Annotated in this window: 22 protein-coding genes and 1 pseudogene; 15 read left to right on the top strand and 8 right to left on the bottom strand. The window is 62.8% G+C overall.

The window, feature by feature from the left end; genetic code table 11:
- Positions 1-3: 3 nt before the first annotated feature.
- The 6 genes from AC1RT2_RS25505 to AC1RT2_RS25530 form a co-directional block, all read right to left on the bottom strand.
- Positions 4-894 (bottom strand): carbohydrate ABC transporter permease, encoded by an 891-nt coding sequence (locus tag AC1RT2_RS25505; protein ID WP_493106465.1) that lies wholly within the window; start codon positions 892-894, stop codon positions 4-6.
- A gap of 65 nt (positions 895-959) precedes the next feature.
- A complete protein-coding gene (locus AC1RT2_RS25510) occupies positions 960-2,360 on the bottom strand; it encodes an ABC transporter substrate-binding protein (RefSeq protein ID WP_493106467.1) in 1,401 nt (466 codons plus the stop codon).
- Between the two features lie 96 nt (positions 2,361-2,456).
- Positions 2,457-2,969, bottom strand: coding sequence for a VOC family protein (locus AC1RT2_RS25515; RefSeq protein ID WP_493106469.1), 513 nt, complete (start codon positions 2,967-2,969; stop codon positions 2,457-2,459).
- 25 nt (positions 2,970-2,994) lie between these two features.
- Positions 2,995-4,626 carry a GMC family oxidoreductase gene (locus AC1RT2_RS25520; protein WP_493106471.1) on the bottom strand — a complete coding sequence of 544 codons (1,632 nt, stop codon included), beginning with the start codon at positions 4,624-4,626 and terminating at the stop codon, positions 2,995-2,997.
- 92 nt (positions 4,627-4,718) lie between these two features.
- Positions 4,719-5,726: a LacI family DNA-binding transcriptional regulator gene (locus tag AC1RT2_RS25525; RefSeq protein ID WP_493106473.1), complete on the bottom strand. Its 1,008-nt coding sequence runs from the start codon at positions 5,724-5,726 to the stop codon at positions 4,719-4,721.
- Positions 5,727-5,750: 24 nt separating this feature from the next.
- Complete coding sequence (locus tag AC1RT2_RS25530) at positions 5,751-6,404, bottom strand: TetR/AcrR family transcriptional regulator (RefSeq protein WP_493106475.1); 654 nt, start codon at positions 6,402-6,404, stop codon at positions 5,751-5,753.
- 273 nt (positions 6,405-6,677) lie between these two features.
- Here AC1RT2_RS25530 and AC1RT2_RS25535 point away from each other — a divergent pair, with 273 nt between their 5' ends.
- The 7 genes from AC1RT2_RS25535 (at position 6,678) to AC1RT2_RS25565 (ending at position 15,455) form a co-directional block, all read left to right on the top strand.
- Positions 6,678-7,793, top strand: a complete 1,116-nt coding sequence (locus AC1RT2_RS25535; protein WP_493106477.1) for a sugar ABC transporter substrate-binding protein — start codon at positions 6,678-6,680, stop codon at positions 7,791-7,793.
- A 72-nt stretch (positions 7,794-7,865) separates the two neighbouring features.
- Positions 7,866-8,831 (top strand): ABC transporter permease, encoded by a 966-nt coding sequence (locus AC1RT2_RS25540; RefSeq protein WP_493106479.1) that lies wholly within the window; start codon positions 7,866-7,868, stop codon positions 8,829-8,831.
- A gap of 8 nt (positions 8,832-8,839) precedes the next feature.
- Positions 8,840-10,345: a sugar ABC transporter ATP-binding protein gene (locus tag AC1RT2_RS25545; RefSeq protein ID WP_493106481.1), complete on the top strand. Its 1,506-nt coding sequence runs from the start codon at positions 8,840-8,842 to the stop codon at positions 10,343-10,345.
- Between the two features lie 8 nt (positions 10,346-10,353).
- Entirely contained in the window at positions 10,354-11,295 is a 942-nt protein-coding gene (locus AC1RT2_RS25550) for an ABC transporter permease (RefSeq protein WP_438754236.1), read from the top strand.
- Positions 11,296-11,304: 9 nt separating this feature from the next.
- Entirely contained in the window at positions 11,305-12,339 is a 1,035-nt protein-coding gene (locus AC1RT2_RS25555) for a zinc-dependent alcohol dehydrogenase (RefSeq protein WP_493106484.1), read from the top strand.
- 24 nt (positions 12,340-12,363) lie between these two features.
- Entirely contained in the window at positions 12,364-13,860 is a 1,497-nt protein-coding gene (locus AC1RT2_RS25560) for an aldehyde dehydrogenase family protein (protein ID WP_493106485.1), read from the top strand.
- Positions 13,860-15,455, top strand: coding sequence for a GMC family oxidoreductase (locus AC1RT2_RS25565; protein ID WP_493106487.1), 1,596 nt, complete (start codon positions 13,860-13,862; stop codon positions 15,453-15,455). Before AC1RT2_RS25560 ends, AC1RT2_RS25565 begins: the two co-directional genes overlap by 1 nt.
- A 52-nt stretch (positions 15,456-15,507) precedes the next feature.
- On the opposite strand, the gene AC1RT2_RS25570 is transcribed toward AC1RT2_RS25565, so the two are convergent.
- Complete coding sequence (locus AC1RT2_RS25570; protein WP_493106489.1) at positions 15,508-16,326, bottom strand: aldo/keto reductase; 819 nt, start codon at positions 16,324-16,326, stop codon at positions 15,508-15,510.
- 138 nt (positions 16,327-16,464) lie between these two features.
- Between AC1RT2_RS25570 and AC1RT2_RS25575 the strand changes: the two genes are divergently transcribed.
- The 3 genes from AC1RT2_RS25575 to AC1RT2_RS25585 are packed head-to-tail and all read left to right on the top strand — an operon-like array spanning position 16,465 to position 20,101.
- The gene (locus AC1RT2_RS25575; protein WP_493106490.1) at positions 16,465-18,036 is read left to right on the top strand and encodes an acyl CoA:acetate/3-ketoacid CoA transferase; all 1,572 of its coding nucleotides are present in this window, start codon (positions 16,465-16,467) and stop codon (positions 18,034-18,036) included.
- Positions 18,033-18,806 carry an enoyl-CoA hydratase/isomerase family protein gene (locus tag AC1RT2_RS25580; RefSeq protein ID WP_493106492.1) on the top strand — a complete coding sequence of 258 codons (774 nt, stop codon included), beginning with the start codon at positions 18,033-18,035 and terminating at the stop codon, positions 18,804-18,806. The genes AC1RT2_RS25575 and AC1RT2_RS25580 overlap by 4 nt, the downstream gene beginning before the upstream one ends.
- Before the next feature lie 35 nt (positions 18,807-18,841).
- Positions 18,842-20,101 carry a glycerate kinase type-2 family protein gene (locus tag AC1RT2_RS25585; RefSeq protein WP_493106494.1) on the top strand — a complete coding sequence of 420 codons (1,260 nt, stop codon included), beginning with the start codon at positions 18,842-18,844 and terminating at the stop codon, positions 20,099-20,101.
- A gap of 39 nt (positions 20,102-20,140) precedes the next feature.
- Here the strand turns inward: AC1RT2_RS25585 and AC1RT2_RS25590 are convergent, their stop codons facing one another.
- Positions 20,141-21,157 (bottom strand): aldo/keto reductase, encoded by a 1,017-nt coding sequence (locus AC1RT2_RS25590; RefSeq protein ID WP_493106496.1) that lies wholly within the window; start codon positions 21,155-21,157, stop codon positions 20,141-20,143.
- A gap of 156 nt (positions 21,158-21,313) precedes the next feature.
- Here AC1RT2_RS25590 and AC1RT2_RS25595 point away from each other — a divergent pair, with 156 nt between their 5' ends.
- The 5 genes and pseudogenes from AC1RT2_RS25595 to AC1RT2_RS25615 form a co-directional block, all read left to right on the top strand.
- Positions 21,314-22,456: an acyl-CoA dehydrogenase family protein gene (locus AC1RT2_RS25595; RefSeq protein ID WP_493106498.1), complete on the top strand. Its 1,143-nt coding sequence runs from the start codon at positions 21,314-21,316 to the stop codon at positions 22,454-22,456.
- The gene (locus tag AC1RT2_RS25600) at positions 22,453-23,232 is read left to right on the top strand and encodes a 3-ketoacyl-ACP reductase (protein ID WP_493106500.1); all 780 of its coding nucleotides are present in this window, start codon (positions 22,453-22,455) and stop codon (positions 23,230-23,232) included. The genes AC1RT2_RS25595 and AC1RT2_RS25600 overlap by 4 nt, the downstream gene beginning before the upstream one ends.
- A 10-nt stretch (positions 23,233-23,242) precedes the next feature.
- Complete coding sequence (locus AC1RT2_RS25605) at positions 23,243-24,391, top strand: dihydrodipicolinate synthase family protein (RefSeq protein WP_493106502.1); 1,149 nt, start codon at positions 23,243-23,245, stop codon at positions 24,389-24,391.
- Between the two features lie 2 nt (positions 24,392-24,393).
- A complete protein-coding gene (locus AC1RT2_RS25610; RefSeq protein WP_493106503.1) occupies positions 24,394-25,251 on the top strand; it encodes a sugar phosphate isomerase/epimerase family protein in 858 nt (285 codons plus the stop codon).
- Between the two features lie 16 nt (positions 25,252-25,267).
- Positions 25,268-25,365, top strand: a pseudogene (locus AC1RT2_RS25615) (electron transfer flavoprotein subunit beta/FixA family protein); the annotation flags it as partial.

Genomic DNA, 25,365 nt, shown 5'->3' on the forward strand with positions numbered 1-25,365 from the left:
GGACTACTCCACCGCTGCGCGGTCGCGGTTCAGCGACTTGAAGAAGAAGGTGACGAGAACCGTGATGATGGCGAGCGAGACGAAGGAGGCGGCTGCCCCCATGCCCATGCGCCAGAAGGTGAAGGATTCCCGGTAGATGAACATGGAGAGCACCTCCGTGGAATCGCCAGGGCCTCCCTTCGTCAGCACGAAGATGATGTCGTAGATCTTGAAGGCATCGATCGCGCGAAGGAACATCAGGCTGATCAGGACAGGCTTCAGCTGCGGCAGCGTCACGCGCCAGAATATGTCCCACCGTGAGTTGCCGTCGATCATGGCCGCCTCATAGGGCTCGGGCGATAGCGAATGCAGCGCGGCGGCCGTGCCCATCATGATGAAGGGCGTCCATTGCCAGATGTCGGCGATGGCGATCGCCCACAGCGCCCATTTGGTCGTGGTGATCCAGCCGACCGCCGGAATGCCGACAAGGCTGAGGAAATAGTTGAGGTAGCCGAGTTCCGGAAAATAGAGGAACAGCCAGACCAGGCCCACGATGACCGGCGAGATCATCATCGGTATCAAGAGAAGCGTGCGCGCGACGCCCATGCCGGGCAGGCGCTGCGTGACGAGAAGCGCGATGCCGACACCGAGCACGAGCTGTATGGAGAGCGTCATCACCATCAGCTTCAGTGTCGTGATCAAGGCATGCAGGAAGGTGCCAGATGACAGGATCTCGGCATAGTTTGCCCAGCCGACGAAGATACGCGGGATGAAGGGTTTTGCGAGGTCGTAGTTTCGAAACGACAACCAGCCGGCATAGAGCATCGGGTAGATCGTCGTGAGAAACAGGACGGCGATGACGGGCAGCAGGAAAACAAGGAAGATGCGCGTGTTGCGCGTTGCTTGATAGGCCATGAAGGAGCTCCGGCGTTGGGGAGCGCCGCCCCTGGGAGGCAGGGGCGGCGCGGCGAACGTGTGCGTCAGTCCGCAAGGACCTTTGCAGGCACGTCGTCGATCCAGCGCAGGCGCATATCCAGCGGGAACATCTTCAGGCGTGAATTGACTGCGTTGCAGGCCGTGGTCAGGGCTTCTTCAGCGGTCGCAGTGTCCCCGGCCATGAACTTGTTCAGCTCGACACCGAAGGTCTCTTCGACATCCTGGTAGAACGGATGGAAAATGCGGCGCTTGGCGTTCACCTGGCTGTCGAGCAGGACCTTGTAATAGGGGTACTTCTGCTGCAGTTCCGGATCGGCGAGGATCGCCTTGCGGAACTGGCTGACACCGTTGCCTTCAGTGGCGAAGCGCCGCATCAGGTCTTCACTCGTCGACCACTTGATGAAGGCCCAGGCGGCTTCCTTTTCCTTGTCCGAGACCTTGGCGTTGATTGCGAAGGAGAGCGCGCCGGTATAGGTCGGTTCCGGCTTGCCGCCGTCCGTCGGGTTTGCAGCAAAGCCGGCCTTGCCGATTTCCGCAAGCTTGGCTTCGGCGGGGTTGGTGAGGCGCACCGACCGCACCGACCAGTAGGCGGCCTGCGCGGCCTCACCCCGCTCCATGTAGCCGGACTGGATATCCCACATCAGGCCGAGATAGTCCGGCGGGTTGAAGGGGATCAGCGATTTCATGTATTCGGCCGCCTTGATATGCGGCTCGCCCGTCATGGCGCAAAGGCCGGTCGCCGGATCCCAATAGTCGCCGCCGAACGAGCGCATGAACGGGAAGTAGTCGTGTGTGATGGCGCCCTGCACGCGGCTATAGGACTGGCTGGCGCCGTAGAGGTCGTTTTCGAGCGGCTTGCCGCCCGCGTTCGTGCCTTTCTTGCGGGTGAAGAATTCTGCGATGTCGTGATATTGGTCCCAGGTCGTCGGGGCCGCGAGATCATAGCCGTATTTCGCCTTGAACGCCGCCTGCTCCTCGGCGTTTTCGAACAGGTCGGCACGATACTGGTTGAGCCAGGTCATGCCGGAGGCCGGGAAGGCAAGAAGCTGGCCCTGCCAGGTGTTTTCCTGCAACTGGATGGGGATGATATCGTCGAGCTTGATTTCCGCTGCGTCGCGCTTGGCAAGATCCGTAAGATCGACGAGGGCGCCGGCTTCGCCGAGCATGCCGACCCAAGGGCTATCGACCCAGAGCAACTGATAGGAGGGTGAGCCGGAGCTCGCCTCGATGATGATCTTGTCGACGAGCCCTGGATAGGGGAGCATGTCGATCTGCACCTTCGCGCCGGTGAGCGCCTCGAATTCCCCCACGATCGGGGCAAGGCGCGTGACCGACGTGTCGCCGATGCCAAGCATTTTCAGCTCGACACCTTCGAACGGTTTTTCCGCCATGGCCGAACCTGCGGTCGCCATGCAAAGAGCCGTCGCATATGCCAAAATTCGCATTTTTCCCATTTTCTCCTCCTCTGAGATCCCGCGATTGAAACGTTTCAGCATCTGATGAAACGCCATGCGGTACGGGGCCGCATGCTGCGATATCGATTAATTGTGGGGCGACCACTGTGCGGGACCGCCCGCCCGTTCTGCAGCCAAGGGTCCATCCATGCTGACGATCTCGAGGAACTGGCCCCAAGGCGCTTTCAGGTAGCACCAGGTCAGACCTTCCATGGGGCCGCCATCGACATAGGTCGGTCCGTCGAGCACCGCGACGCCTTCCGCGCGAAGCCGGTCAGCGGCCGCATTGCAGTCATCCACCTGAAAGGCGAGGTGATAGCCGCCAGACTGGCTGTTGCGCTTGAGGGGTGCGTTCGGATCGGCGTCACCGGAATATTTGAAGATTTCGAGATTGCTGCCGTTGCCGATGCGAAGCACCCTGATGTCCTCGATGCGCGTGTTGCCCGGCACGCCGAGGCGGCGGCGCATATACGCATCATCGACATCGACGAGGCCGGTGGACAGGCATTCGACCGCGCCGAACAGCTTCGTGAAAAACGCGACGGCTTCGTCGAGATCGGGCACCGTGAAGCCCACATGCTGCATTCCATAGACTTTCATGAAGTCCTCCCATTGTTCAGAAAAATCAGGCCAGTTCCCGCTCGCGGTCGCGCTCCTCCGAAAGGTCCGTTGCGGGCAGGGGTGGCAGGCCGCGAATGAGATCGCTCGCCTTTTCCCCGATCATGATCGTCGGGGCATTGGTGTTCGACGAGTTGATGCGCGGCATGATCGAGGCGTCGCAGATCCTGAGACCAGCAATGCCCCGCACATGCAGTTCGGGGTCGACCACCGCCAATTCGTCCGTACCCATGCGGCAGGTGCCGACGGGGTGATGATCGGTCTTGGCCATGCGGCAGGCATAGTCGAACAGCGTTTCGCGGTCCGTCACGCTGTTGCCCGGCAACACTTCGTGGCGCAGATAGGGGCGCAGTGCCGGCTGGCGCAAAATCTCGCGCGCCATCTCCACGCCGCGCAGCGACATCTCACGATCATAGGGATCGGACCAGTAGTTCGGATCGATCAAGGGGGCTGCGACAGGGTCGGAAGAGGCAAGGCGCACGGTGCCGCGCGATCGGGGGCGCATGAGGGCGGAGTTGAGGGTAATACCCCAGCCATTGATCGTGGCGATGCCTTTTTCGATGCCGGAACCCTGCCCGAGATGGAACTGCATATCCGGCCAGGCGGCATCGGGGTCGGCATACCAGAAGCCACCCGTCTCGAAGAGGGAAGAGGCCACAGGGCCGGATTTCAAGGCGAGATATTGCAGGCCGGCGGCGATCATCCGGTCTGGCCGTAGCACACCGTCATAGGAATGCGGACCGGTACATTCGGCCAGCACGCAGATATCGATATGGTCCTGCAGATTCTCGCCAACGCCCGGCAGGTCATGCAGGACCTCGACGCCGACGGCGCGAAGATGGTCGGCAGGCCCGATGCCAGACAGCATCAGAAGGCGGGGAGTGCCGATGGCGCCGGACGTCAGGATGACCTCGCGGCGGGCATGACGGACGGTTCCGTCCATCATCTCCACGCCGGTTGCCCGGCCTCCGGCAACGAGAATGCGCCGCACCTGTGCTCCGGTCTCGACCGTCAGGTTCTCGCGTGGCTCGGCTTCACGAAGATAGGTTCCGGCCACGGAGGAGCGGCGGACATCCCGTTGCGTCAGCTGGTAGAAGCCAACGCCGGCCTGTTGGCGCCCGTTGAAATCGGGATTGTAGGGCATGCCCCATTGCTGTCCGGCGCGGACGAAGGCCTCGCAGATCGGCAGCGTTGCGCGCGGCATCGAGACGCCGAGCGGTCCCTCCGTGCCGTGGAAGGGCTCGGAAAACCGCTCGTTTCCTTCGGCGCGCCTGAAGTAGGGCAGGACGTCGCGATAGGCCCAGCCGGGGCAATCACACTCATCGGCCCAGGCATCATAGTCTCGGCGGTTGCCGCGGGTATAGATCTGCGCGTTGATGCTCGATCCGCCGCCGATCACCTTTGCCTGGGTAAACCAGAGCACGCGATCTTGCAGGTGCCTTTGCGGCACGGTGGACCAGCCCCAACTGGCGATGCCCTTGGTCATCTTGGCGAAGCCGGCCGGCCAATGGAATAGCACGGACCGATCGCGCCCGCCGGCCTCCAGCAGGAGGACCGACGCACCGGCATCTTCCGTCAGCCGTGCGGCAATCACGCAACCGGCCGAACCGCCACCGACGATAATGTAATCGGTCTCCATCGTGCGCCTTTAGTATGTAACTAGTCCGTTACTTGAAACGATTAACCAAACGCCGCCCGTAGTCAAGGGGAAAGCGCAGGCGAATATAAAATTCAGGTGGAGATGACCGATGCGCGGCGTACGAGCGCCGGCTCAAGCGTGCGGCGTGGAGCCGGGCCGTCATTCGGCGAAGCCTTGCGGAGGGCGAATTCCGCCGAGGTCCGGCCGATGAGGGCCGGCTGGATATCTACCGTGGTCAGCTCTGGGTAGAGGATCCGACCCTGCGGAATATTGTCGAAGGCGACGATGGAAATGTCGCGTCCGACCGTCATGCCGAGCTTGCGGGACGCCCGATAGGCGCCCGAGGCCTGATCGTCATTGAAGCAGATCACCGCATTCGGCAGCGTGCCTTGTGATGCCAGGGAGAGCATCTTCTCCTCGGCAAAGTCGGGATGCATAAGGCCCGGCATCATCCGGCACGCCGCCTCCGGCAGGCCACCTTCTGCGAGCGCCCGGCGGATGCCGGCGCAGCGGCCGTCCCAGGTGGTGGTATGCGGGTAGCCGCCGATGAAGACCATCGAGCGGTGCCCCGCTGCCAGCAGACACTCGGCTGCGAGGTAGCCGGACTTTTCATCGTCAACGCCGACGAATGCGACCCGGCTGCCGACAACATCGCGGACGCAGACGACAAGTGGAAGGCCATGCGCGAGAACGGGCGCAAGATCGTCTGCCGTACTGCCATGAACGGGGGAGAGAATAACACTGCCGACGCCCTGTGCGACCATGGACGCCAGAAGTTGCTCCTGCCGCACGAGGTCGTTCTGGGCGGTCGCCAAAAGCGTCAGGCCGCCGGCCTCGTAGACCGTCGCTTCCAGCGAAGCGACGAGCTCGCTGAAGAACGGATTGACGATGTTGTTGAGTATGACGCCGACGAGATTGGACTTGCCGGTACGCAGGCGCGCCGCCGAAGCGTCGCGGATGAAGCCAAGTTCGTCGGCGATCCCAAGCACGCGCTTGCGCGTCTCCGCGGATGGCCGTCCGGTTCCCGACAACACATGCGAGGCCGTTGCGACCGATACACCGGCAGCCGCGGCGACTTCCTTGATTCCCTTTCGCTTCATGGCGTGTTTTGTCGGCAGGTCATGTCAAACGGTGACGAGCCGCGTGATCGTTTCGATGTTGAACTGGATGCGCTGCTCCAGTGCGTCCTTGGCCATCAGGTCGCGCTCGTAAATGATCGTACCGGTAAAACGGTTCGTCAGGTAGTAGTAGCCGACGGCGGCAATCGTGATGTTGAGCTGCACTGGATCGACGTCCTTGCGGAACACACCGGCCTTCACGCCGCGCTCGAGGATGCTCGAAACCATGTTGACGAGCTTGCGGCTGGAGACCTTGATGATCTCCGATTTCTTGAGATGTTTGGCGCGATGCAGGTTCTCGCTGTTGACGAGTGTCAGGAATTCCGGGTTCTTCAGATAATATTCCCAGGTGAATCGCACCAGTTTTTCGAGCGCTGCCGTCGGGTCGAGATCTTCCAGATGCAGCTTCTGCTCGGCGCTGCGGATGTCGAGATAGGCGTCTTCCAGAACGGTCTGGAACAGCCCTTCCTTGCTCTCGAAATAGTGGTAGATCATGCGCTTGTTGGCCTTGGCCTTCTCGGCAATATCATCCACCCGCGCGCCGCCTAAACCATTCTTCGCAAATTCTTTTTTAGCAGCGTCGAGGATGCGCGCCTTGGTGGCTTCGGCGTCGCGGATGCGGGGCTTGCGTCCCGGTTTTTCTGTCTGTTCGCCGGTCATGTCTTGAACCTGTCCTCTGCCGCGGTCGGGATGTCTTGCCTGCAACTCATACACGCACGCATCGCCGTCCGTCAAAGCCAGGCGGTGCGATTGCCTGTTGTGATCCTACTGAAAAACGCTTGACTTGGGTAGATTGAAAGAAGTAACTAGTTAGTGCGTTAAATGGCGTGAGAGGCACGCTGGAGCGTCTCACCCGAAGGCAGGGTTCCCTTGTCGGCGGCCGGGCCAGCGGTAACGCGGGAAGCGTTTCAATCGGGGATTTGGGAGGAACCAATGTCGACCTTTATCAAGGATTTCATCGAGCGGGAGACGCTCAGCCGTCGCAACTTTTTGTTTGCGACCGCCGCCGGCCTCGGCGCCGTCGCGGCACCCGGCCTGCTTGGCCGTGGCACTGCTGCAGCAGCATTGACGGATCCGGCGATTGCCTGGAGCTATCGCGATCGTGCATCGGCCTACTGGAACTCGGTTGTTTCGGGAGGCGAGGCCTTCGTGGAATCGCTCGGCAAGCCGAAGAGCGCACTGGTCAGCCTCATCAACGAAGGCTCGACCGAAAAGTCGCTGGCCGACATCAAGGCCTTCCTTGCCAAGAACAACGGCAATTGCGCCATCGCCTGCGATCCCAATGACAGCCCGAATGCCCGTCCGGTCGTCGAGGCCGTTCAGGCCGCCGGCGCCTATATTTCGACGATCTGGAACAAGACCGACGACCTGCATCCGTGGGATTTCGGCGACAACTACGTCTCGCACATGACCTGGTCGGACGAGAAGCCGGCGGAACGGACTGCCCGCATCCTCTTCGAAGCCATGGGTGGCGAAGGCGGTGTGGTCCATCTCGGTGGTATCGCGGCCAACAACCCGGCCGTCGAGCGCCTTGCCGGCCTGAAGAACGCGCTGAAGGATTTCCCGAAGATCGAACTGCTCGATGCACAGCCGGCGGACTGGGACACCCAGAAGGGCGCGGCCCTGATGTCGTCCTTCCTCACGCGCTATGGCGACAAGATCAAGGGCGTGCATTGCGCCAACGACAACATCGCCTATGGCGTGATCGAGGCGCTGCGCGCCGAGGGCATCGAGGACATGCCGATCGTTGCCTATGACGGCAATCCGGAAGCCGTGCAGATGGTCATGGACGGCCAGCTTCTCGCCACCGTCTTCACCAATCCGCATTGGGGCGGCGGTATCAGTGCGGCGCTTGCCTACCATGCTGCCATCGGTACTTTCAAACCTTCCGAGGAGCCGAAAGAGCACCGCGAATTCTACGGTCCGACGGTCCTCGTCACCGCCAAGGACGCGGCGGAATTCAAGGCGAAGTACCTTGATACCGTGCCGACCTACGACTGGAAGGATTTCTGGGGGCCGTCGAACGGCCAGATCCAGTACAGGTCCTGACCATAGGCACGGCGGCAGCCGCATGCGCTGCCGCCACATCTCCTGCGAAATCTCATTAGAGGGGTGTCTGACGTGACACGTCGCCTATCGCGCGAAACCTTGATCAAATGGGCGCCTCTTCTGGTGCTGATTGCGCTGGTGATCTTTTTCACTGCGCTCAACCCGACCTTCTTTTCGTTGCGGAACTTTGCCCGTATCGCGATGGCGGCAGCCCCCGCGCTCATGGTCGCCGTCGGCGTCACCTTCATCATCGTCATGGGATCGATCGACCTTTCCATGGAAGGAACGGTTTCGCTCACGGCGGTCTCGTTCGCCTTCATTTTCGCCCAACTGGGCGGATCGCTCGCAGGTTTTGGCTGGGTCGCCATCCCGCTGGTTCTCGTCCTCGGTGGCCTGATCGGGCTTTTGAACGGGCTGGTGCATGTGAAACTGAAGATCCCGTCCTTCATGGCGAGCCTCGCCATGGGCTTCGTCGGCACGGGTGCGGCGATCCTGCTCACTGGCGGCGACATCGTGAAGGTCAGCGACCCCATCTTCCGTGGCCTGCTCACCGTGCGCTGGCTCGGCTTCCCACTGATGATCTACATCGCCGCCTTCTTTCTCTTCATCGGCTGGTTCATTCAGACCCACACGACGCTCGGCCGCAATTTCTACGCTGTCGGCGGCGGTGAGGATCTAGCCCATGCGTCGGGCCTAAACGTCACCCGTGTGCGCGTCACCGGCTTTGCACTTGCCGGCGTCTTCTACGCCATCGCTGCGATCCTCGTCGTCGCCCGCATCGGGCAGGCGGAGTCCGTGACGGGCGCGAACTTCATGTTCGTCTCCATCACGTCCGTGGTCGTTGGTGGCGTGGCACTCTGGGGCGGCATCGGTGGTGTGTGGAACGCGCTTGTCGGCGTACTGATCGTCAATGTCATCGACAACGGCATGGTCGTTATCGGCCTGCCCGATTTCCTCCAGGATGGTGTGCTCGGGCTCCTCGTCATTCTTGCGGTGGTGCTGTCCACCGACCGCAAGATGGTTTCCTTCGTGAAGTGAGGCGCACCATGTACGAGCTGAAATCCGTCGACAAGAAATTCCCCGGCGTCCACGCGCTGAAATCCATCAATTTCCACATCAAGCGCGGCGAGATCGTCGGGCTTGTGGGGGAGAACGGCGCCGGCAAATCCACCCTGATGAAGGTCATCTACGGCGCCTACCAGCCGGATGGCGGTCAGGTTCTCATCAACGGCTCAGCCGTTCGCTTTTCCAATCCGCGCCAGGCGATGGAAAAGGGTATCGGGATGGTGTTTCAGGAGCAGTCCCTGATCCCCAACCTCACCGTCATGGAAAACATCTTCCTTGGCTACGAGCGCCAGTTCGTGCGCTTCGGCGTCGTCGACTGGAAGGCTATGGCCAATGCCGCCAAGGCGCAGCTCGCCAAGGTGAAACTCGATATCGACCCGGCAACCGTAACGTCGAAACTGTCCTTCGTTCAGCGCCAGCTTGTCGAACTCGCCAAGGTTCTGACGTTGGAGGAGCGAGTGAAGGGCGATCTCGTCATCCTGCTCGACGAGCCGACCTCCGTTCTGTCCAAGGACGAGGTGCAACTGCTCTTCAAGCTCGTCCGCGAACTGACGACCCGCGCGTCCTTCATCTTCGTCTCGCACCGCATGGACGAGGTGATGGAGCTGTCTGACCGCATCTACGTCATGAAGGACGGCGAGGTGGTCGACGTGGTCGAGCGCGGTAGCGCGACGGCGGAAGCGATCCAGCACAAGATGGTCGGCCGCAACGTCGACAAGCAATATTATCGCGAGCACCTGCAGACGCCATTCGATCGTTCGAAAGTGCTGGTCGAGATGGCGGGCGTCGGCCTGCCAGGCCGCATCGAGGACATTTCGTTCAAGGTGCACGCTGGCGAAGTTCTGTGTCTCGTCGGCACGGAAGGATCCGGCCGCGAGGCGATCCTGCGCACGATCTACGGCATGCTGACGCCGGTGACCGGCCACCTCAAGATCAAGGGCGTGGATGCGAACGGCTATTCGCCGCGCCAGTCGGTCGCCAGCGGCGTCGGCTATGTGCCGCGCGAGCGCAAGATCGAAGGCATCGTCGCCGGCATGAATGTCTACGAGAACATGACGCTCTCGCAGATGAAGAACCATTCCAGCAATGGTGTCCTGCGCGTCGCCGAAGAGCGGGCGCTAGCGCGCGACTGGATCAAGAAACTCTCGATCAAGGCGCATTCGGAATTTGCCGATTGCGGCAATCTCTCGGGCGGCAACCAGCAAAAGGTCGTGCTCGCCAAATGGCGTTCTGGCGGCTCCGATATCATGCTTCTCGACCACCCGACACGCGGCCTCGACATAGGCGCGAAGGAAGACGTCTACGACATGATCCGCGCGATGAGCGCGGCGGGCGTCGGCATCGTGCTCGTCGCCGATACGCTGGAAGAGGCGATCGGCCTCTCGCACACCATCATCGTCGTCAAGGACGGGCGCATGCAGAAAGAATTTGCCTGCGAACCGGGCGCCAAGCCCACGCCCTTCGACCTGCTGCACTACATGATCTGAGGGACAAGATGGATATTCAGCGCCTTAAACCGCACCTGCCCTGGATCACGCTCGCCGTGCTCGTCGCGATCGTCGGCATCAACGATCCGGGCTTCCTGCGCCCTTCGAACTTGCTCGGCATCGCTGGCGATATCGTGCCGCTGTTCATCATGGCGCTCGGGCTCACCTTCGCCATCTATATCGGCGGCATCGACCTTTCGGCCCAGTCCATGGCGAACATGGTGACGGTCGTCGCCTCGGTCTATCTTGCGTCGATGGGGGCGTGGGTCGCCGTGCTCTGCGTACTCGCAGGCTTCCTGCTTGGCATGCTCTCCGGCTATGTCACAACGCGCCTTTTCGTGCCGTCCTTCATCTCGACGCTCGCCGTCGGCGGCGTCGCCTTCTCGATCGCGCAATGGCTTTCCGGCCAGCGGGCGCTCAACATGGATGCGACGCAGCGCAACGAGACTTTTGGCTGGATGATCGGTCGCACCTGGGGCGTGCCGCATGAGCTGCTGATCGCCGCCGTGCTCGTCGCGATTTGCCTGTTCATCGAACGACGGACGACGCTCGGCCGTGCCTTGAAGGCTGTCGGCGCCGGCGAGCTTGCCGCCGCCGCCTCCGGCCTCAACGTCGCGCGCTACAAGATCCTCGCCTTTGCGATTTCCGGTGCGCTCGCCGCCATTGCTGGCCTGCTCTTCGCGGTAAAGCTTTCGGGTGGTGCGCCGACGATTGCCAATGGCTTCCTGCTACCGGCCATCGTTGCCGTTCTTGTCGGCGGTACGCCGCTGACGGGTGGGGTCGGTGGCGTGGTCAATACGGTGATCGGCACGCTTATCGTCGCCGTCATCCGCGCATCGATGCTCTATTTCGAGATCGACGCGACACGCCAGCAGATCGTCTTCGGCATCGTGCTGATCGTCGCCATCGCGCTCACCATCGACCGCGCCAAGCTGCGCACCGTGAAGTGAGGGATGGCGATGAGCACCATGCGCGCTGCCGTTCTGATCGCGCCAAAGCGCTTCGAACTCCGTGACGTTCCAGTTCCGGCCATCGGGCCGGAGGATGTCCTGGTGCGGGTAACGCGCACCGGCATCTGCGGCACGGATATTCACATCTTCAACGGTCACTACGCCGCCGACAAACTGCCGCTGATCCCCGGTCATGAGTTCTGCGGAACGATCGCAGAGCGCGGCGTCAATGTCCGGCATCTGGCCGTCGGCGCGCGCGTCGTTGTCGACATCAATATCGGCTGCGGCACCTGCTTCTGGTGCCGTCGCAACGAAGTGCTGAACTGCGCCGAAGTCACCCAGGTCGGCATTGGCAGGGATGGCGGCTTTGCCGAGTTCGTCGCCGTGCCCGCGCGCCTTGCTATCCCCGTCGAGGCCGATATCCCTGACGATATCCTGGCCCTCACCGAGCCGGTCGCCTGCGTCGTTCGCGCTGCGCGCAAGGCGAAGGTGGCGTTCGGCCAGTCCGTCGTCATCTTCGGCGCCGGGCCGATCGGCAATCTGCATGTTCAGATGATGCGGCTCGTCGGTGCGGCGCCCATCATCGTCGCCGATCTTTCGGCCGATCGCTGCCGCATTGCGCTCGAAGCGGGGGCGGATGCTGCGGTGTCCGATCCGGCGGAGCTGAAGGCAACCGTGCTTCGGATGACCGGCGGCCGCGGTGCGGATTTCATCATCGAAAGCGTCGGCAATCGAAAACTCTACGAGCAGGCCTTTGACCTGGCGCGTCGCGGCGGACATGTCGCTTTCTTCGGCATCACCCCGCCGGGCGAAACGGTTCCCGTCGATATCCTCCGCACGGTGCTGGAGGAGGGCAGCCTCAAGGGGTCCGTTGCCGGCATGGGGGAGGATATGCACGACGCGCTGACATTGCTGTCGCATGGCCGTTTCCGCACGGATGATTTCACCAGGGCAAGCTATTCACTGGGGAATATCCAGGAGGCTTTCGAAACTCTCGGCGACCGGCCGCAGGACCTGAAGACACAGATCGCCATTGCGGCGTAAGACCTAATGAAGTGGAGGTATCCCATGGACGAGAAGAACCAGTTCCTTTCTGCCCCGACCGCAGCGCGCACCTTCGGCTTTTTTGTCGACGGAGAGTGGAAGGACGGCGCGGAGCACTTCGAGCGTAGCTCACCGGGTCATGGTACGCCGGTCACGCGCACGGTTCGCTGCACGGTCGATGACCTGAATTCCGCCGTTGCTGCAGCCCGTCGCGCCTTCGAGGATCGCCGCTGGGCCGGCCTTTCTGGTGCCGCACGCGGAAGCGTCCTGCTGCGCGTCGCCGAAATCCTGCGTCGCCGCCGTGACGAGATCGCGTATTGGGAAGCCTTGGAAAACGGCAAGCCGATTTCGCAGGCTCGCGGCGAGATCGATCACTGCATCGCCTGCTTTGAAGTCGGCGCCGGTGCGGCCCGCATGCTGCATGGCGACAGCTTCAATTCGCTTGGCGACGATCTCTTCGGCATGGTGCTGCGCGAGCCGATTGGCGTCGTCGGCCTCATCACGCCCTGGAACTTCCCGTTCCTGATCCTCTGCGAGCGCGTGCCCTTCATCCTCGCCTCGGGTTGCACGATGGTCGTGAAACCCTCCGAAGTCACCGCCGCGACGACGCTGTTGCTCGCCGAAGTTTTGGCCGAAGCGGGCCTGCCGGCGGGTGTCTATAACGTTGTCACCGGCTCCGGCCGTACGATCGGCCAGGCGCTGTCCGAGCACCCGGACGTTGACATGCTGTCCTTCACCGGCTCGACGGCCGTCGGCCGCTCCTGCGTCCACGCGGCAGCCGACAGCAATTTCAAGAAGCTCGGTCTGGAGCTTGGCGGCAAGAACCCGATCATCGTCTTCGCCGATTCCGATCTCGAAGACGCCGCCGATGGCGCGGCCTTCGGCATCAACTTCAACACCGGGCAGTGCTGTGTTTCCTCTTCGCGCCTCATCGTCGAGCGTTCCGTTGCCGAGAAGTTCGAAAAGCTGCTCGTCGAAAAGATGAAGAAGATCCGCGTTGGCGATCCGCTCGATGAGCGCACACAGGTCGGCGCCATCACCACCGAAGCGCAGAACGCCACGATCCTTGACTATATCGCCCAAGGCAAGGCCGCGGGCGCAAAGCTGCTCACCGGTGGCGAAGCGATCGATCTCGGCCGCGGCCAGTACATTGCGCCAACGCTGTTCTCCGGCGTTTCCCGCGACATGGCGATTGCCCGAGACGAGATTTTTGGCCCCGTCCTATGCTCCATGCATTTCGATACGGTGGAAGAAGCCATCCAGCTTGCCAATGATACCGTCTATGGACTTGCGGCGAGCGTCTGGACGAAGAATATCGACAAGGCGCTGACCGTGAGCCGCCGGGTGCGCGCCGGGCGCTTCTGGGTCAACACGATCATGGCGGGTGGCCCTGAAATGCCGCTCGGCGGGTTCAAGCAGTCCGGATGGGGCCGCGAGGCCGGCGTGTATGGGGTGGAGGAGTATACGCAGGTGAAGTCCGTTCATGTCGAGATCGGCAAGCGCAACCATTGGATCGCATGATGTCCGCCGGCTATGACTATGTGATCGTCGGCGGCGGCACCTCCGGCTGCGTGCTGGCGGCGCGGCTTTCGGAAAATCCGTCCGCCCGGGTCTGCCTCGTCGAGGCGGGCGGACGCGACACCAATCCGCTCATCCACATGCCTGTCGGCTTCGCCAAGATGACGACGGGGCCGTTGACCTGGGGCCTGAAAACCGCGCCACAGAAACACGCTAACAACCGCGAGATCCTCTACGCGCAGGCCAAGGTGCTTGGTGGCGGCTCGTCGATCAATGCCGAGGTTTTCACCCGCGGCGTACCTGGCGATTATGACCGCTGGGTGGAAGAGGGTGCTGAGGGCTGGGGCTTCAAGGACATCCAGAAGTATTTCCTGCGTTCGGAGGGCAATTCGATTCTCTCCGGCGCCTGGCATGGCACGGACGGCCCACTCGGCGTTTCGAACATTCCCGAGCCGCAGCGCATGACACGCGCCTTCGTGCAGAGCTGCCAGGAGTTCGGCATTCCCTACAATCCGGACTTCAACGGTCCGGTGCAGGAGGGCGCTGGCGTCTACCAGACGACGACACGCAATAATCGGCGCTGCTCGGCGGCCGTCGGCTATCTGCGGCCGGCCCTGAATCGTCCGAACCTGACCGTCGTCACGGGTGCGCTTGTCCTGCGCGTCGTCTTTGAAGGACGCCGGGCTGTCGGCGTGGAATATCAAGTCGGCGGCAATCGCACGGTCGCACGGGCGGAAAGCGAAGTTCTTCTCACGTCCGGCGCCATCGGCACGCCGAAGCTGATGATGCTTTCGGGCGTCGGGCCGGCGGATGCGTTGAAAAGCCATGGGATCGATGTCGTGCAGGATATGGCCGGTGTCGGGCAGAACCTGCAGGACCACTTTGGCGTCGACATCGTCGCGGAGTTGAAGAACCACGACAGTCTCGACAAGTACAACAAGCTGCACTGGTCGATCTGGGCGGGTATTCAGTACACGCTGTTCAACTCCGGTCCCATCACGTCAAACGTCGTGGAGGGTGGTGCATTCTGGTACGGCGACAAGGCAAGGCCGACGCCGGACCTGCAATTCCATTTCCTTGCAGGCGCAGGCGCGGAAGCCGGCGTTCCCGGCGTGCCGAAGGGCTCGTCCGGCATCACGCTGAATTCCTACACGCTGCGGCCGAAGTCGCGCGGGACCGTGAGCCTGCGCTCGGCCGATCCGCGCGCCCTGCCGGTCATCGATCCGAACTTCCTTGCCGATCCCGACGACGTAAAAATCTCGGTCGAGGGTGTGAAGATCAGCCAGGAGATTTTTGCGCAAGCCTCGCTGCAAAAATACATCAAGGCGCTGCATTTCCCCGATCGCAATGTGCGGACGGAAGCGGACTATGTGGCCTATGCGCGCCAGTACGGCCGCACCTCCTACCACCCGACCTGCACCTGCAAGATGGGCCGCGACGAGATGTCGGTGGTCGATCCGCAACTGCGGGTGCATGGCCTCGATGGCATCCGCATCTGCGACAGCTCCACGATGCCGAGTCTCGTCGGCTCCAACACCAATGCGGCGACGATCATGATCGGGGAAAAGGCATCGGACATGATCCGCGGCAACGCCTGATCGATCGGCAGCCGGAAAGTGAGAAGGGCGGCCTTGCGGCCGCCCTTTTGCGTCAATCCCATTCGGGAACCCACGGCAACTGCCCCGGCTTGATGATGCGGTAGCCAGTAGCGTTCAGGGCGCCGATCCTGTCCATGTCGATCGACGACAGCGTGAAATCCATGATGTCGAAATTTGCCCGGATGTTTTCCGGCTTCGTGGACATCGTGTTCAGCGGTACGCCCTTCTGCAGAATCCAGCGCAACACGACCTGCGCGGGCGACTTGCCGTAGGTTTTGCCGGTCTCGGCAAAGAGGCCATGTTTGAACACTTCACCGCGGGCGATCGACGCATAGGACGAAAGCGGAATGCCCGTCTCCGATGCGGCGGCGAGAAGTTTTTGCTGATCGACCAGCGGATGAAACTCCACCTGGTTGGTGACGAGTGGCCCATCGACCACAGTGTGTGCCACATGCATCATGCGGGCCGTATAGTTCGAGACCCCGATAGTGTCTGCAAGGCCGCGGTCCTTGGCCGTCTGCAATAGGCGCAGGGACGGTGCCACGTCGCCACCGACGGGCGGCCAGTGTAGCAGAAGTGCATCGACGCGATCGACCTGCAGCGCCTTCAGGCTGGCCTCGACCGAGGGCAGGAACTTCTCCTCCGAATAGTTGTCGGGGTGGACTTTCGTGGTGATGCAGAGGTCTTTGCGTGCGACGCCGCAGGCAGCGAGTGCCGCACCCGTATCGGCCTCGTTGCCATACATTTGCGCCGTGTCGAACGCCCGGTATCCGGCGTCGATTGCGGCATCGATGGCATTTCTGAGGTCGTCCGCTTTGAGCGGATAGGTGCCGAAACCCCGCTGAAAACTCTTCTGGAAATAGATGTTCATGCCTCCTCCTTTGCGGGCTGATGTGCCGGCATCGCGATTGCCATTCAACGCGAAAATCTCACTTGCCGGATTGTCCTGGCTGTGATTAATGTATAACTAGTTAGTTACTTAATGCAATCGGGAACGGAGATTTCGGCGATGAAGAAGGTGAAGACTGCACAGGAGGCTGCCCAGCTCGTCAGGGACGGAGCCGTCGTTGCCGTCAACTCTTCCTCCGGCCTTTGCTGCCCCGATGCGGTGCTGAAAGCCCTCGGCGAGCGCTTCGACAACGAGGGCCATCCGCGTGGCCTGACCTCCATCCACCCGATCGCCGCCGGCGACTTTTTCGGCACGCGGGGTGTCGACCACATCGCCAAGCCGGGCATGCTGGTGAAGATCATCGGCGGCTCCTACCCATCTGGACCGAGCAATGCCGAGCCGCCGCTCATCTGGCAGATGATCCTCAAGGAGGAACTCGCAGCCTGGAACGTGCCCTCCGGCATCGTCTTCGACATGCTGCGCGAAGGCGCGGCCAAGCGCCCCGGCGTGCTGACCAAGGTCGGCATGGAAACCTTCGTCGATCCCGATCAGGACGGCTGCGCGATGAATGCCAGCGCGCGCGCGGCGCCGCTCGTCAAGCGTGTTGCCTTCGAGGGCGAGGACTGGCTGCATTTCCCGGCGATCCGTCCCGATGTCGCGATCATCCGCGCAACAACCGCGGACGAGAAGGGCAACCTCACCTTCGAACAGGAGGGCGCGACCCTCGGTGCGATGGAAATGGCGCTTGCGGCGCGCAACTCCGGCGGCCTCGTCATCGCGCAGGTCAAGCGCGTGGCGGCGAGCGGAACATTGCGCCCGCATGACGTGCGTGTGCCCGGCATTCTCGTCGACGTGATCGTCGAAGCGCCCGACCAGTTGCAGACGACAGCAACACCCTATGATCCGGCGATCTCGGGCGAACTCTTCCGCCCGCTCGAAACGTTCCGCCTGCCCGCGCTGGATGTCGGCAAGGTCATCGCCCGCCGCGTGGCGCAGGAACTGAAGGCCGACTGGGCCGTCAATATCGGCTTCGGCATTTCGGCTAATGTGCCGCGCATCCTCATCGAGGAAGGGTTGCATGGCAAGGTCACCTGGGTGATCGAACAGGGGGCCGTCGGCGGCGTGCCGCTGCTCGATTTCAAATTCGGCTGCGCCTCCAATGCGGAGGCCTTCGTCGCCTCGCCGCACCAGTTCTGTTACTTCCAGGCGGGCGGCTTCGACTGCTCGCTCCTGTCCTTCCTCGAGATCGATGCCGAGGGATCAGTCAATGTCAGCCGCCTCGCGGCAACGCCGCACCGCACCGCTGGCGCCGGTGGATTCGTGGACATCACCTCGCGCGCGAAAAAGATCGTCTTCTCCGGCAATTTCAATGCGGGCGCAAAGATGCATGTCGAGGATGGCCGTCTGGTGATCGACAAGGAGGGCCGCATCGCCAAGTTCGTGCAGAAGGTCGATCAGGTCAGCTTCTCCGGCAAGCGCGCCCGTGCGCAGGGGCAGGAGATCACCTATGTGACCGAGCGCTGCGTGATCGAACTCGATGCAGACGGGCTTGTCGTCACTGAGATCGCGCCCGGCCTTGATCTCCAGCGCGATGTTATCGATCAGGCCGCGACGCCGCTGCGGGTCTCGAAGACGCTCAAGGTGATGGAGGATGCGCTGTTTCGCGCCGAAACCATGGGGCTGGCGCTGTGAGCGATCCGCGCGTCGGACTTTCCATTGAGGACTGCGTTGCACGGATTACCCTGCGTCGTCCGGAAAAGCTGAACGCGATCGACGAGGATATGATCGACGCCCTGTTGCAGGCGTGTCGCGTCATCGAGCGCTCGGATGCCCGGGTCGCCATCCTTGCCGGCGAGGGCGGAAAATCCTTCTGTGCGGGCGGTGATATCGATGCGTGGAGCAGTCTCGACGCGGATACCTTCTCACGCCGCTGGTTGCGCGACGGGCATGGCGCTTTCGACGCATTGGCGCGTCTTACGGTTCCGCTGATCGCGGTGCTGAACGGCCACGCGCTCGGCGGCGGGCTGGAACTAGCTGCCTGTGCCGACCTGCGCATCGCCGAAGCGCATGTTAAGATCGGCCAGCCGGAGCCCGGCCTTGGTATCATCCCCGGCTGGTCCGGTACGCAGCGTGCTTCACGCCGCTTTGGCACGCAACTCGTTCGCCGCATGGCGCTTTTCGGCGAGGTTTATGCGGCGCAGGAGGCGCTTGCGCTAGGCCTCGTCGATCAAGTCGTGGCGACGGGTGAGGGCGCTGCTGCCGCAGACGCTGCTGCGGCGCGCGTGCTGAAACGCTCGCCACGAGCGACCGAGTTGACAAAGATGCTGATCAACGCCGCCGAGGGCGAGGAAAACGAGCGGGTCGTTGAGGCTTTGGCCGGGGCCGTGGCGGCTGCATCGGAGGATCTGACGGAAGGGCTTGCTGCCTACAGGCAGAAGCGACCCGCCCAATTCGGCAAGTAGCGCCGGTTCGACACCCCGATATCCATGGCGGTCTCATGAAGCCCGAAGACAAAGACTTTCTCACAGAGCTTTTTCGTGCCGCGGTCGAGGCTGCGGATCCGGAAAAAGCCGTGAGCGCATACCTGCCGGCCCGACCCAAGGGGCGGACCGTCGTGATTGGCGCCGGCAAAGGCGCTGCACAGCTTGCCGCAGCTTTCGAAAGGTTGTGGGAGGGGCCGTTGGAAGGCGTTGTGGTGACGCGCTACGGCTATGCCGCGCCCTGCCTGCGCATCCGTGTGATCGAGGCGGCCCATCCCGTACCCGATGCGGCGGGGCTTGCGGCATCGCGGGCACTTTTCGACGCCGTAAAGGGGCTCACCGAGGACGATCTGGTCGTCGCGCTGATATGCGGCGGCGGTTCCGCGCTTCTTCCCTCTCCGCCCGGTAATCTGACGCTGGAGGATGAGGCTGCGCTGAACAGCGCGCTCCTTTCAAGCGGCGCGCCGATTTCCGTCATGAACGCCCTTCGCAAGCAGGTCTCCGGTATCAAGGGCGGGCGGCTTGCTGCGGCCTGTCACCCTGCGAAGGTCGTAACGCTCGTTGTCTCCGATGTTCCGGGCGACGATGCGGCGCAGGTCGCGAGCGGGCCGACGGTGCCGGATGCAAGCGATCGTGACGAGGCACGCGCGCTGGTCAAGACATGGGGCATCAAGCTGCCCGAGCGGATCGAGGCGTGGCTCGGCGGACATGAGGGGGAGCCACCGTCGCTGGATGACCCGGTCTTTGCCGGGCATGAGGTCCATGTCATCGCCTCCGCCCGCCTCTCCCTGGAGGCTGCTGCACAACGGGCGGAGGCCCTTGGCGTGCCTGCCGTCATCTTGTCGGATTGCATCGAGGGCGAGGCGCGCGACGTCGGGCGCGTTCATGCCGCGATAGCACGTGAAGTCGCCAGTCGCGGCCGCCCATTTTCGCGCCCGGTTGTCATCCTCTCGGGCGGGGAGACGACGGTGACTGTCAGGGGGCGTGGCAAGGGCGGACGCAATACGGAGTTCCTGCTGTCGCTTGCACTCGCGGGCGAGGGCGTTCCCTTCGCGGCGCTTGCTGCCGACACGGATGGTATCGACGGCTCGGAGGACAATGCGGGTGCGTTTGCTGATGGCGCCAGCATGAGGCGTTTGCGCGAGTTGGGGACGGATCCCTCAGCTCTGCTCGCCGGCAACGACGCCTGGACGGCGTTCCACCGTTTGGGCGACCTGTTCGTGCCCGGTCCGACAGGAACCAACGTCAATGACTTCAGGGCAATCCTGATCCGCTAAAATTTCCCGCGCCGCCTTCGCAGCGCGGGCAGGCGCGGTTCACGCCGGAACGGGCGCATCCTCGCGCAACAGGCCTTTTTTCTTCAGATCTGCCCAGAAGTCGGCTGGGATCGGATGGGCGAACCACGCAAGGTTCTGGTCCAGCTGTTCGATCGTGCGCGTGCCCGCCATGAAGGACGGGATGGCGGGGTGGGCCACGACGAACTGCAGAGCCGCTGCTGCAAGCGGCACGCCATGTTCGGCGCAGACGGCCTCGATCTTCGAGACCTTTTCCATGATCTCTCGTGGTGCGGGAGCATAGTTGTACTTCGCGCCTTCCTTTGCCCCGGTGGCAAGGATGCCCGAGTTGAAGCCACCGCCGACGACCACTGCCGCACCGCGCGCTTCGCAGAGCGGCAGGAAGGTGTCCAGCGCTTCCTGTTCGAGCAGGGTATAGCGCCCGGCCAGCAGGAAGCAGTCGAAATCGTGGCGTAGCAGCGCTGCGTGGCAGACCTGCCATTCGTTGACGCCGACGCCGATCGCCTTCACCAGCTTTTCCGAACGCAGCCGCTCCAGCGCCCGCCAGGCACCATCCATCGCCTGCTCGAACACCTCCGGCTGTTCGCTCCCGCGCGTGAAAACGTCGATGTCGTGGATGAAGCACATATCCATCCGCTCCAGCCCAAGCCTCTGCAGGCTGTCCTCGAAGGCGCGCATCGTGCCATCGTAGCTGTATTCGAAATGCATGGTGAACGGCGCGGCATTCGTCCAGGGCGCGAAGTCGATCGTATCGCGCCGCGCCGGGCGCAGCAGGCGCCCAACCTTGGAGGCGAGCACGAAGTCATCACGGTTCTTCCAGCGCAGCGCATGGCTGGTCCGCAGTTCGGCGAGGCCATGACCATACATCGGGGCGGTGTCGAAGAATCGCACGCCAGCCTCCCAGGCACGCGCGAACATTTCCTGCGACGTCTCCTCGTCTATTTCGCGAAAAATGTTGCCGAGTGGGGCGGTGCCAAAGCCGAAGGCGGTCACGTCGAGGTCCGTTCGACCGAATTTCCGCTTTTCTCCTGGATGCATGTCGTCCTCCTTAAGTAACTGATTAGTGAATAATATGCACGGGGCCAAACGACTGTGCAAGCAGCTACATTTGCGGCGCGCGAATTTTTCCATCTTGACGTTCACCGACGGTCGAATGTATGTAACCAGATAGTTACTAGATGGGAGGCGAGGCAGATGTATCTCACCGAAACACAGGAGCAGGTGCGCGAGATGGCGCGCGCTTTTGCTGACGAAACGATCCGCCCTCTGGCCGAGGAACTCGACCGCGAGGAGCGCTTCCCCGCGGATCTCTACGAGGAGATGGCAAAGCTCGGCCTCTTCGGCATCGGCGTGCCGGAAGCGCTCGGTGGGCCTGGTTTTGATACGCTCACCTATGCGCTTGTCATGGAGGAGTTGAGCCGTGGTTATGCTTCTGTCGCCGACCAGTGCGGCCTGATCGAACTCATCTCGAGCCTCCTCGTTCGCCACGGCACGGAAAGCCAGCAAGCTCTGCTGCCTGAGATCCTCGGCATGCGCTCGAAGGTTGCCTATTGCATCACCGAGCCGGAGGCAGGCACCGATGTTTCGGGCATCCGCACCACGGCAACACGCGACGGAAACGGCTGGCGGCTGAATGGCGGCAAGATCTGGATCCACAATGCACCGGTCGCCGACTACGGCTTCGTACTGGCGCGCACGGACAAGGAAGCTGGCAACCGCGGCATGTCGATCTTCATCGTCGACCTGCATTCGGCCGGCGTCGAAAGAGGGCCGAAGGAACACAAGATGGGGCAGCGCGCCAGCCAGGTCGGCGCGCTGAACTTCACGGATGTACGCCTGCCGGCCGATGCCCTTCTCGGCACGGAAGGCCGCGGCTTCCACATGATGATGTCGGTGCTCGACAAGGGGCGTGTCGGCATTGCCTCGCTTGCGGTCGGCATCGCCCAGGCTGGGCTCGAGGCAGCACTCGACTATGCCGGAACGCGCAAGCAGTTCGGCAAGGCGATTTCCGATTTCCAGGGTGTGCAATGGCTGCTTGCCGACATGGCGAAGGACATTGAGGCCGCGCGCCTGCTCGTCCACTCCGCCGCCTCGAAGATCGACAGTGGCGCGGACGCGACGAAAGCCTGCTCTATTGCAAAATGCTTTGCCGGCGACATGGCCGTGCAGCGTACCGCCGATGCCGTGCAGGTCTTTGGCGGCTCCGGCTACATCCGCGGCTTCGAGGTGGAACGTCTCTACCGCGATGCGAAAATCACCCAGATCTATGAAGGCACCAACCAGATCCAGCGCATGATTATCGCGCGCGAACTCCTGAAGAAGGGCGCACGGGCATGAGCGCCGCGTCTGCCCGGCCGGCGGCACTCGTCACGGGCTCTTCGCGCGGCATCGGGCTTGCCGTTGCCGAGGCCTTGGCACGGGAGGGCTTTGCGGTCGCGATTAACGCGCCGGTCGAAGATGCCGAGCTTACTGCCGCCGTCGCCCGAATCGCCGCCTATGGCGTTCCGGTGGCCGCCGCCCCGTTCGATGTCGCCGCGATCGGCGGTCATGATGCGGCGCTCGGTGCGGTCGAGGAAAAGCTCGGGCCGCTCACCACGCTGGTCAACAATGCTGGTGTCGGCGTGCTCAAGCGCGGCGACATGCTGGAGGTCTCGGAAGACAGCTGGGACCGTTGCTTTGCCGTGAACACGAAGGCCCTGTTCTTCCTGAGCCAGGCCTTCGCCCGCCGTCTTCTTGCGCGCGCCCGGCCACCACTCTTCCATTCGATCGTCAACGTCACCTCGTCGAATGCCGTCGCGGTAGCGGAGCAGCGTTCGGAATACTGTGCCTCGAAGGCCGCTGCCGCCATGGTTTCCAAGACGCTCGCCGTCCGGCTCGGGCGGGAGAACATTGCCGTCTATGATGTCCAGCCCGGCCTGATCGCCACCGAGATGACCGCGCCTGTCATCAAGGCTTATCGCGAACGTGCGGCGCAAGGCCTCACGCTCTTCCCCCGCGTCGGCGAGCCGGCCGAGGTCGGCACGCTGGTCGCATCGCTTGCGACCGGCCGGCTTCCCTACACAACCGGACTGTCGATCCCGGCCGATGCCGGCATGCTCGTCCCGCGCTTCTGAGGTCATTTCCATGAAAATCGCTCTTCCCGATACCGCCGGCCGCCGCACCGATTATGTCCTGACCGGAACACCGATCGCGGTTGCGATGCTCAGTAAAAACCCGGCGCGTGTCGTGTACTCTGCCGCTCATGTCGTCGCCGATCCTTTCACAGCGAACGATCCCTCGGGTCGCGCGACGGTGGACTGGGCGAAGACAATGGAGTTTCGCCGCTACCTCGCCGGCCTCGGGCTCGGCATTGCAGAGGCGATGGATACGGCGCAGCGCGGCATGGGGCTCGATTGGCCAGGTGCGCTCGAACTGATCCGCCGCACGCGCGAGGAGCTTCCGAATGCGCTCGTCGCCAACGGTTGCGGCACGGATCATCTCGACCCCGCGACGGTGACGAGCCTGGACGATGTGCGCCGAGCCTATCTGGAACAGGCGGAAGCGATCCAGAAACTCGGTGGCCGCCTCATCCTCATGGCCTCCCGCGCCCTGGTGCGCGTCGCGAAGGGGCCGGAAGATTACCTCAAGGTCTATTCCGATGTGCTCGCCGCGTGCGACGAGCCGGTGATCCTGCATTGGCTGGGCGATATGTTCGATGCGCAGCTTGCCGGCTATTGGGGCGATGCGGCGTTTGAACCTGCCATGCAGACGGCGCTCGCGGTCATCGAAGCGAACACGGCGAAGGTCGACGGCATCAAGATCTCCCTCCTCGACAAGGAGAAGGAGATCGTCATGCGCCGCCGGCTGCCGTCGGGCGTGAAAATGTATACGGGCGACGACTTCAACTACCCCGAACTCATCGAGGGCGACAGCGAGGGGTTTTCCCATGCTCTGCTCGGCATCTTCGACCCGCTCGCACCTGCCGCGGCCTATGCGGTGGAGCGGCTGGGCGAGGGCGATATGGCGGCCTTCCGTGCAACGCTCGACCCGACCGTGCCGCTCGCCCGCCTGATTTTCCGCGCACCGACCCAGTATTACAAGACCGGCGTCGTCTTCCTCGCTTGGCTGAATGGATTCCAGGATCACTTCGTAATGCTGAACGGCGCCCAGGCCATGCGGCCGCTGCCCTATTTCGTCGAGGTCTTCCGCCTTGCCGACCAGTGCGGCCTGCTGCGGAATCCGGAGCTTGCAGTCGAGCGCATGACGAAGCTGCTCGCCGTCTACGGCGCATGACGATGCGCGATTTTTCGAGCGACCACTCGGCCTTGGCACTGAACACCGCCAGCCTCGGGCACAATCTCGAAGGTCATGGAGCGGGATGGGAGCCTGAGCGGGTGATAGACGCCTGCGCCGCGCGCGGGTTCGGCTCGATCGTCTTCTGGCGTCGGGAAATCGGTGCACGGGCCATCGAGATTGGGGACCGGGCGCGGGCAGCGGGCCTGTCCGTGGCCGGGCTTTGCCGCACCCCGTTTCTCGTCGGCACGGAGGCCATCGACAAGGCTGCGGTTCTCGACGAGGCAATGGCCTCCATCGACATGGCCGCCGGCCTCGGGGCGACCGTGCTGACGATTGTGGTGGGAGGTGTGCATCCCGGCACCAAGGGCACGGCCGAGAGCCTCAAGATCGTGGCCGACCGTGTCGCCGACCTCGCACCCTATGCGGCGGAATGCAATGTCAAGCTGGCGCTCGAACCGCTCAATCCCGTCTATGCCGGCAACCGCTCCTGCCTGACGGCCGTGCGGGATGCTCTCGACATCTGCGACGCAGTCGATGCACCAAATCTCGGCATCGCCGTCGATGTCTATCATGTCTGGTGGGACAGAGGCCTCGATGCCCAACTGGCACGTGCCGGCAAGGCCCGGATCTTCGGCTATCATCTCTGCGACTGGCTCGCCGATACGCGTGACGTCCTGCTCGATCGCGGCATGATGGGCGATGGTGTCGCCGATCTCAAGGCGATCCGCAAAGGCGTCGAGGGCGCTGGTTACGCCGGGCCCTGCGAAGTCGAGATCTTTTCTGCGAACAACTGGTGGAAGCGTGACCCCGGCGAGGTTCTCGACGTGATGGCCGACCGTTTCCGCACCCTCTGCTGACGACAAGGAGAATTCCATGAAACTGCTCGTTCCGATCAAGCGGGTCGTTGATTACAACGTCAAAATTCGCGTCAAGTCTGACGGCTCGGGTGTCGAGCTAGCGAATGTGAAGAT

This window comes from Shinella sp. GW821-FHT11G07 (genome assembly GCF_058808115.1).

What these genes read in the sequence shown, in the direction of transcription:
- AC1RT2_RS25505 (WP_493106465.1), bottom strand. Translation starts at nt 894, where the DNA reads ATGGCCTATCAAGCAACGCGCAACACGCGCATCTTCCTTGTTTTCCTG.
- AC1RT2_RS25510 (WP_493106467.1), bottom strand. Translation starts at nt 2,360, where the DNA reads ATGCGAATTTTGGCATATGCGACGGCTCTTTGCATGGCGACCGCAGGT.
- AC1RT2_RS25515 (WP_493106469.1), bottom strand. Translation starts at nt 2,969, where the DNA reads ATGAAAGTCTATGGAATGCAGCATGTGGGCTTCACGGTGCCCGATCTC.
- AC1RT2_RS25520 (WP_493106471.1), bottom strand. Translation starts at nt 4,626, where the DNA reads ATGGAGACCGATTACATTATCGTCGGTGGCGGTTCGGCCGGTTGCGTG.
- AC1RT2_RS25525 (WP_493106473.1), bottom strand. Translation starts at nt 5,726, where the DNA reads ATGAAGCGAAAGGGAATCAAGGAAGTCGCCGCGGCTGCCGGTGTATCG.
- AC1RT2_RS25530 (WP_493106475.1), bottom strand. Translation starts at nt 6,404, where the DNA reads ATGACCGGCGAACAGACAGAAAAACCGGGACGCAAGCCCCGCATCCGC.
- AC1RT2_RS25535 (WP_493106477.1), top strand. Translation starts at nt 6,678, where the DNA reads ATGTCGACCTTTATCAAGGATTTCATCGAGCGGGAGACGCTCAGCCGT.
- AC1RT2_RS25545 (WP_493106481.1), top strand. Translation starts at nt 8,840, where the DNA reads ATGTACGAGCTGAAATCCGTCGACAAGAAATTCCCCGGCGTCCACGCG.
- AC1RT2_RS25550 (WP_438754236.1), top strand. Translation starts at nt 10,354, where the DNA reads ATGGATATTCAGCGCCTTAAACCGCACCTGCCCTGGATCACGCTCGCC.
- AC1RT2_RS25555 (WP_493106484.1), top strand. Translation starts at nt 11,305, where the DNA reads ATGAGCACCATGCGCGCTGCCGTTCTGATCGCGCCAAAGCGCTTCGAA.
- AC1RT2_RS25560 (WP_493106485.1), top strand. Translation starts at nt 12,364, where the DNA reads ATGGACGAGAAGAACCAGTTCCTTTCTGCCCCGACCGCAGCGCGCACC.
- AC1RT2_RS25565 (WP_493106487.1), top strand. Translation starts at nt 13,860, where the DNA reads ATGTCCGCCGGCTATGACTATGTGATCGTCGGCGGCGGCACCTCCGGC.
- AC1RT2_RS25570 (WP_493106489.1), bottom strand. Translation starts at nt 16,326, where the DNA reads ATGAACATCTATTTCCAGAAGAGTTTTCAGCGGGGTTTCGGCACCTAT.
- AC1RT2_RS25575 (WP_493106490.1), top strand. Translation starts at nt 16,465, where the DNA reads ATGAAGAAGGTGAAGACTGCACAGGAGGCTGCCCAGCTCGTCAGGGAC.
- AC1RT2_RS25585 (WP_493106494.1), top strand. Translation starts at nt 18,842, where the DNA reads ATGAAGCCCGAAGACAAAGACTTTCTCACAGAGCTTTTTCGTGCCGCG.
- AC1RT2_RS25590 (WP_493106496.1), bottom strand. Translation starts at nt 21,157, where the DNA reads ATGCATCCAGGAGAAAAGCGGAAATTCGGTCGAACGGACCTCGACGTG.
- AC1RT2_RS25595 (WP_493106498.1), top strand. Translation starts at nt 21,314, where the DNA reads ATGTATCTCACCGAAACACAGGAGCAGGTGCGCGAGATGGCGCGCGCT.
- AC1RT2_RS25600 (WP_493106500.1), top strand. Translation starts at nt 22,453, where the DNA reads ATGAGCGCCGCGTCTGCCCGGCCGGCGGCACTCGTCACGGGCTCTTCG.
- AC1RT2_RS25605 (WP_493106502.1), top strand. Translation starts at nt 23,243, where the DNA reads ATGAAAATCGCTCTTCCCGATACCGCCGGCCGCCGCACCGATTATGTC.
- AC1RT2_RS25610 (WP_493106503.1), top strand. Translation starts at nt 24,394, where the DNA reads ATGCGCGATTTTTCGAGCGACCACTCGGCCTTGGCACTGAACACCGCC.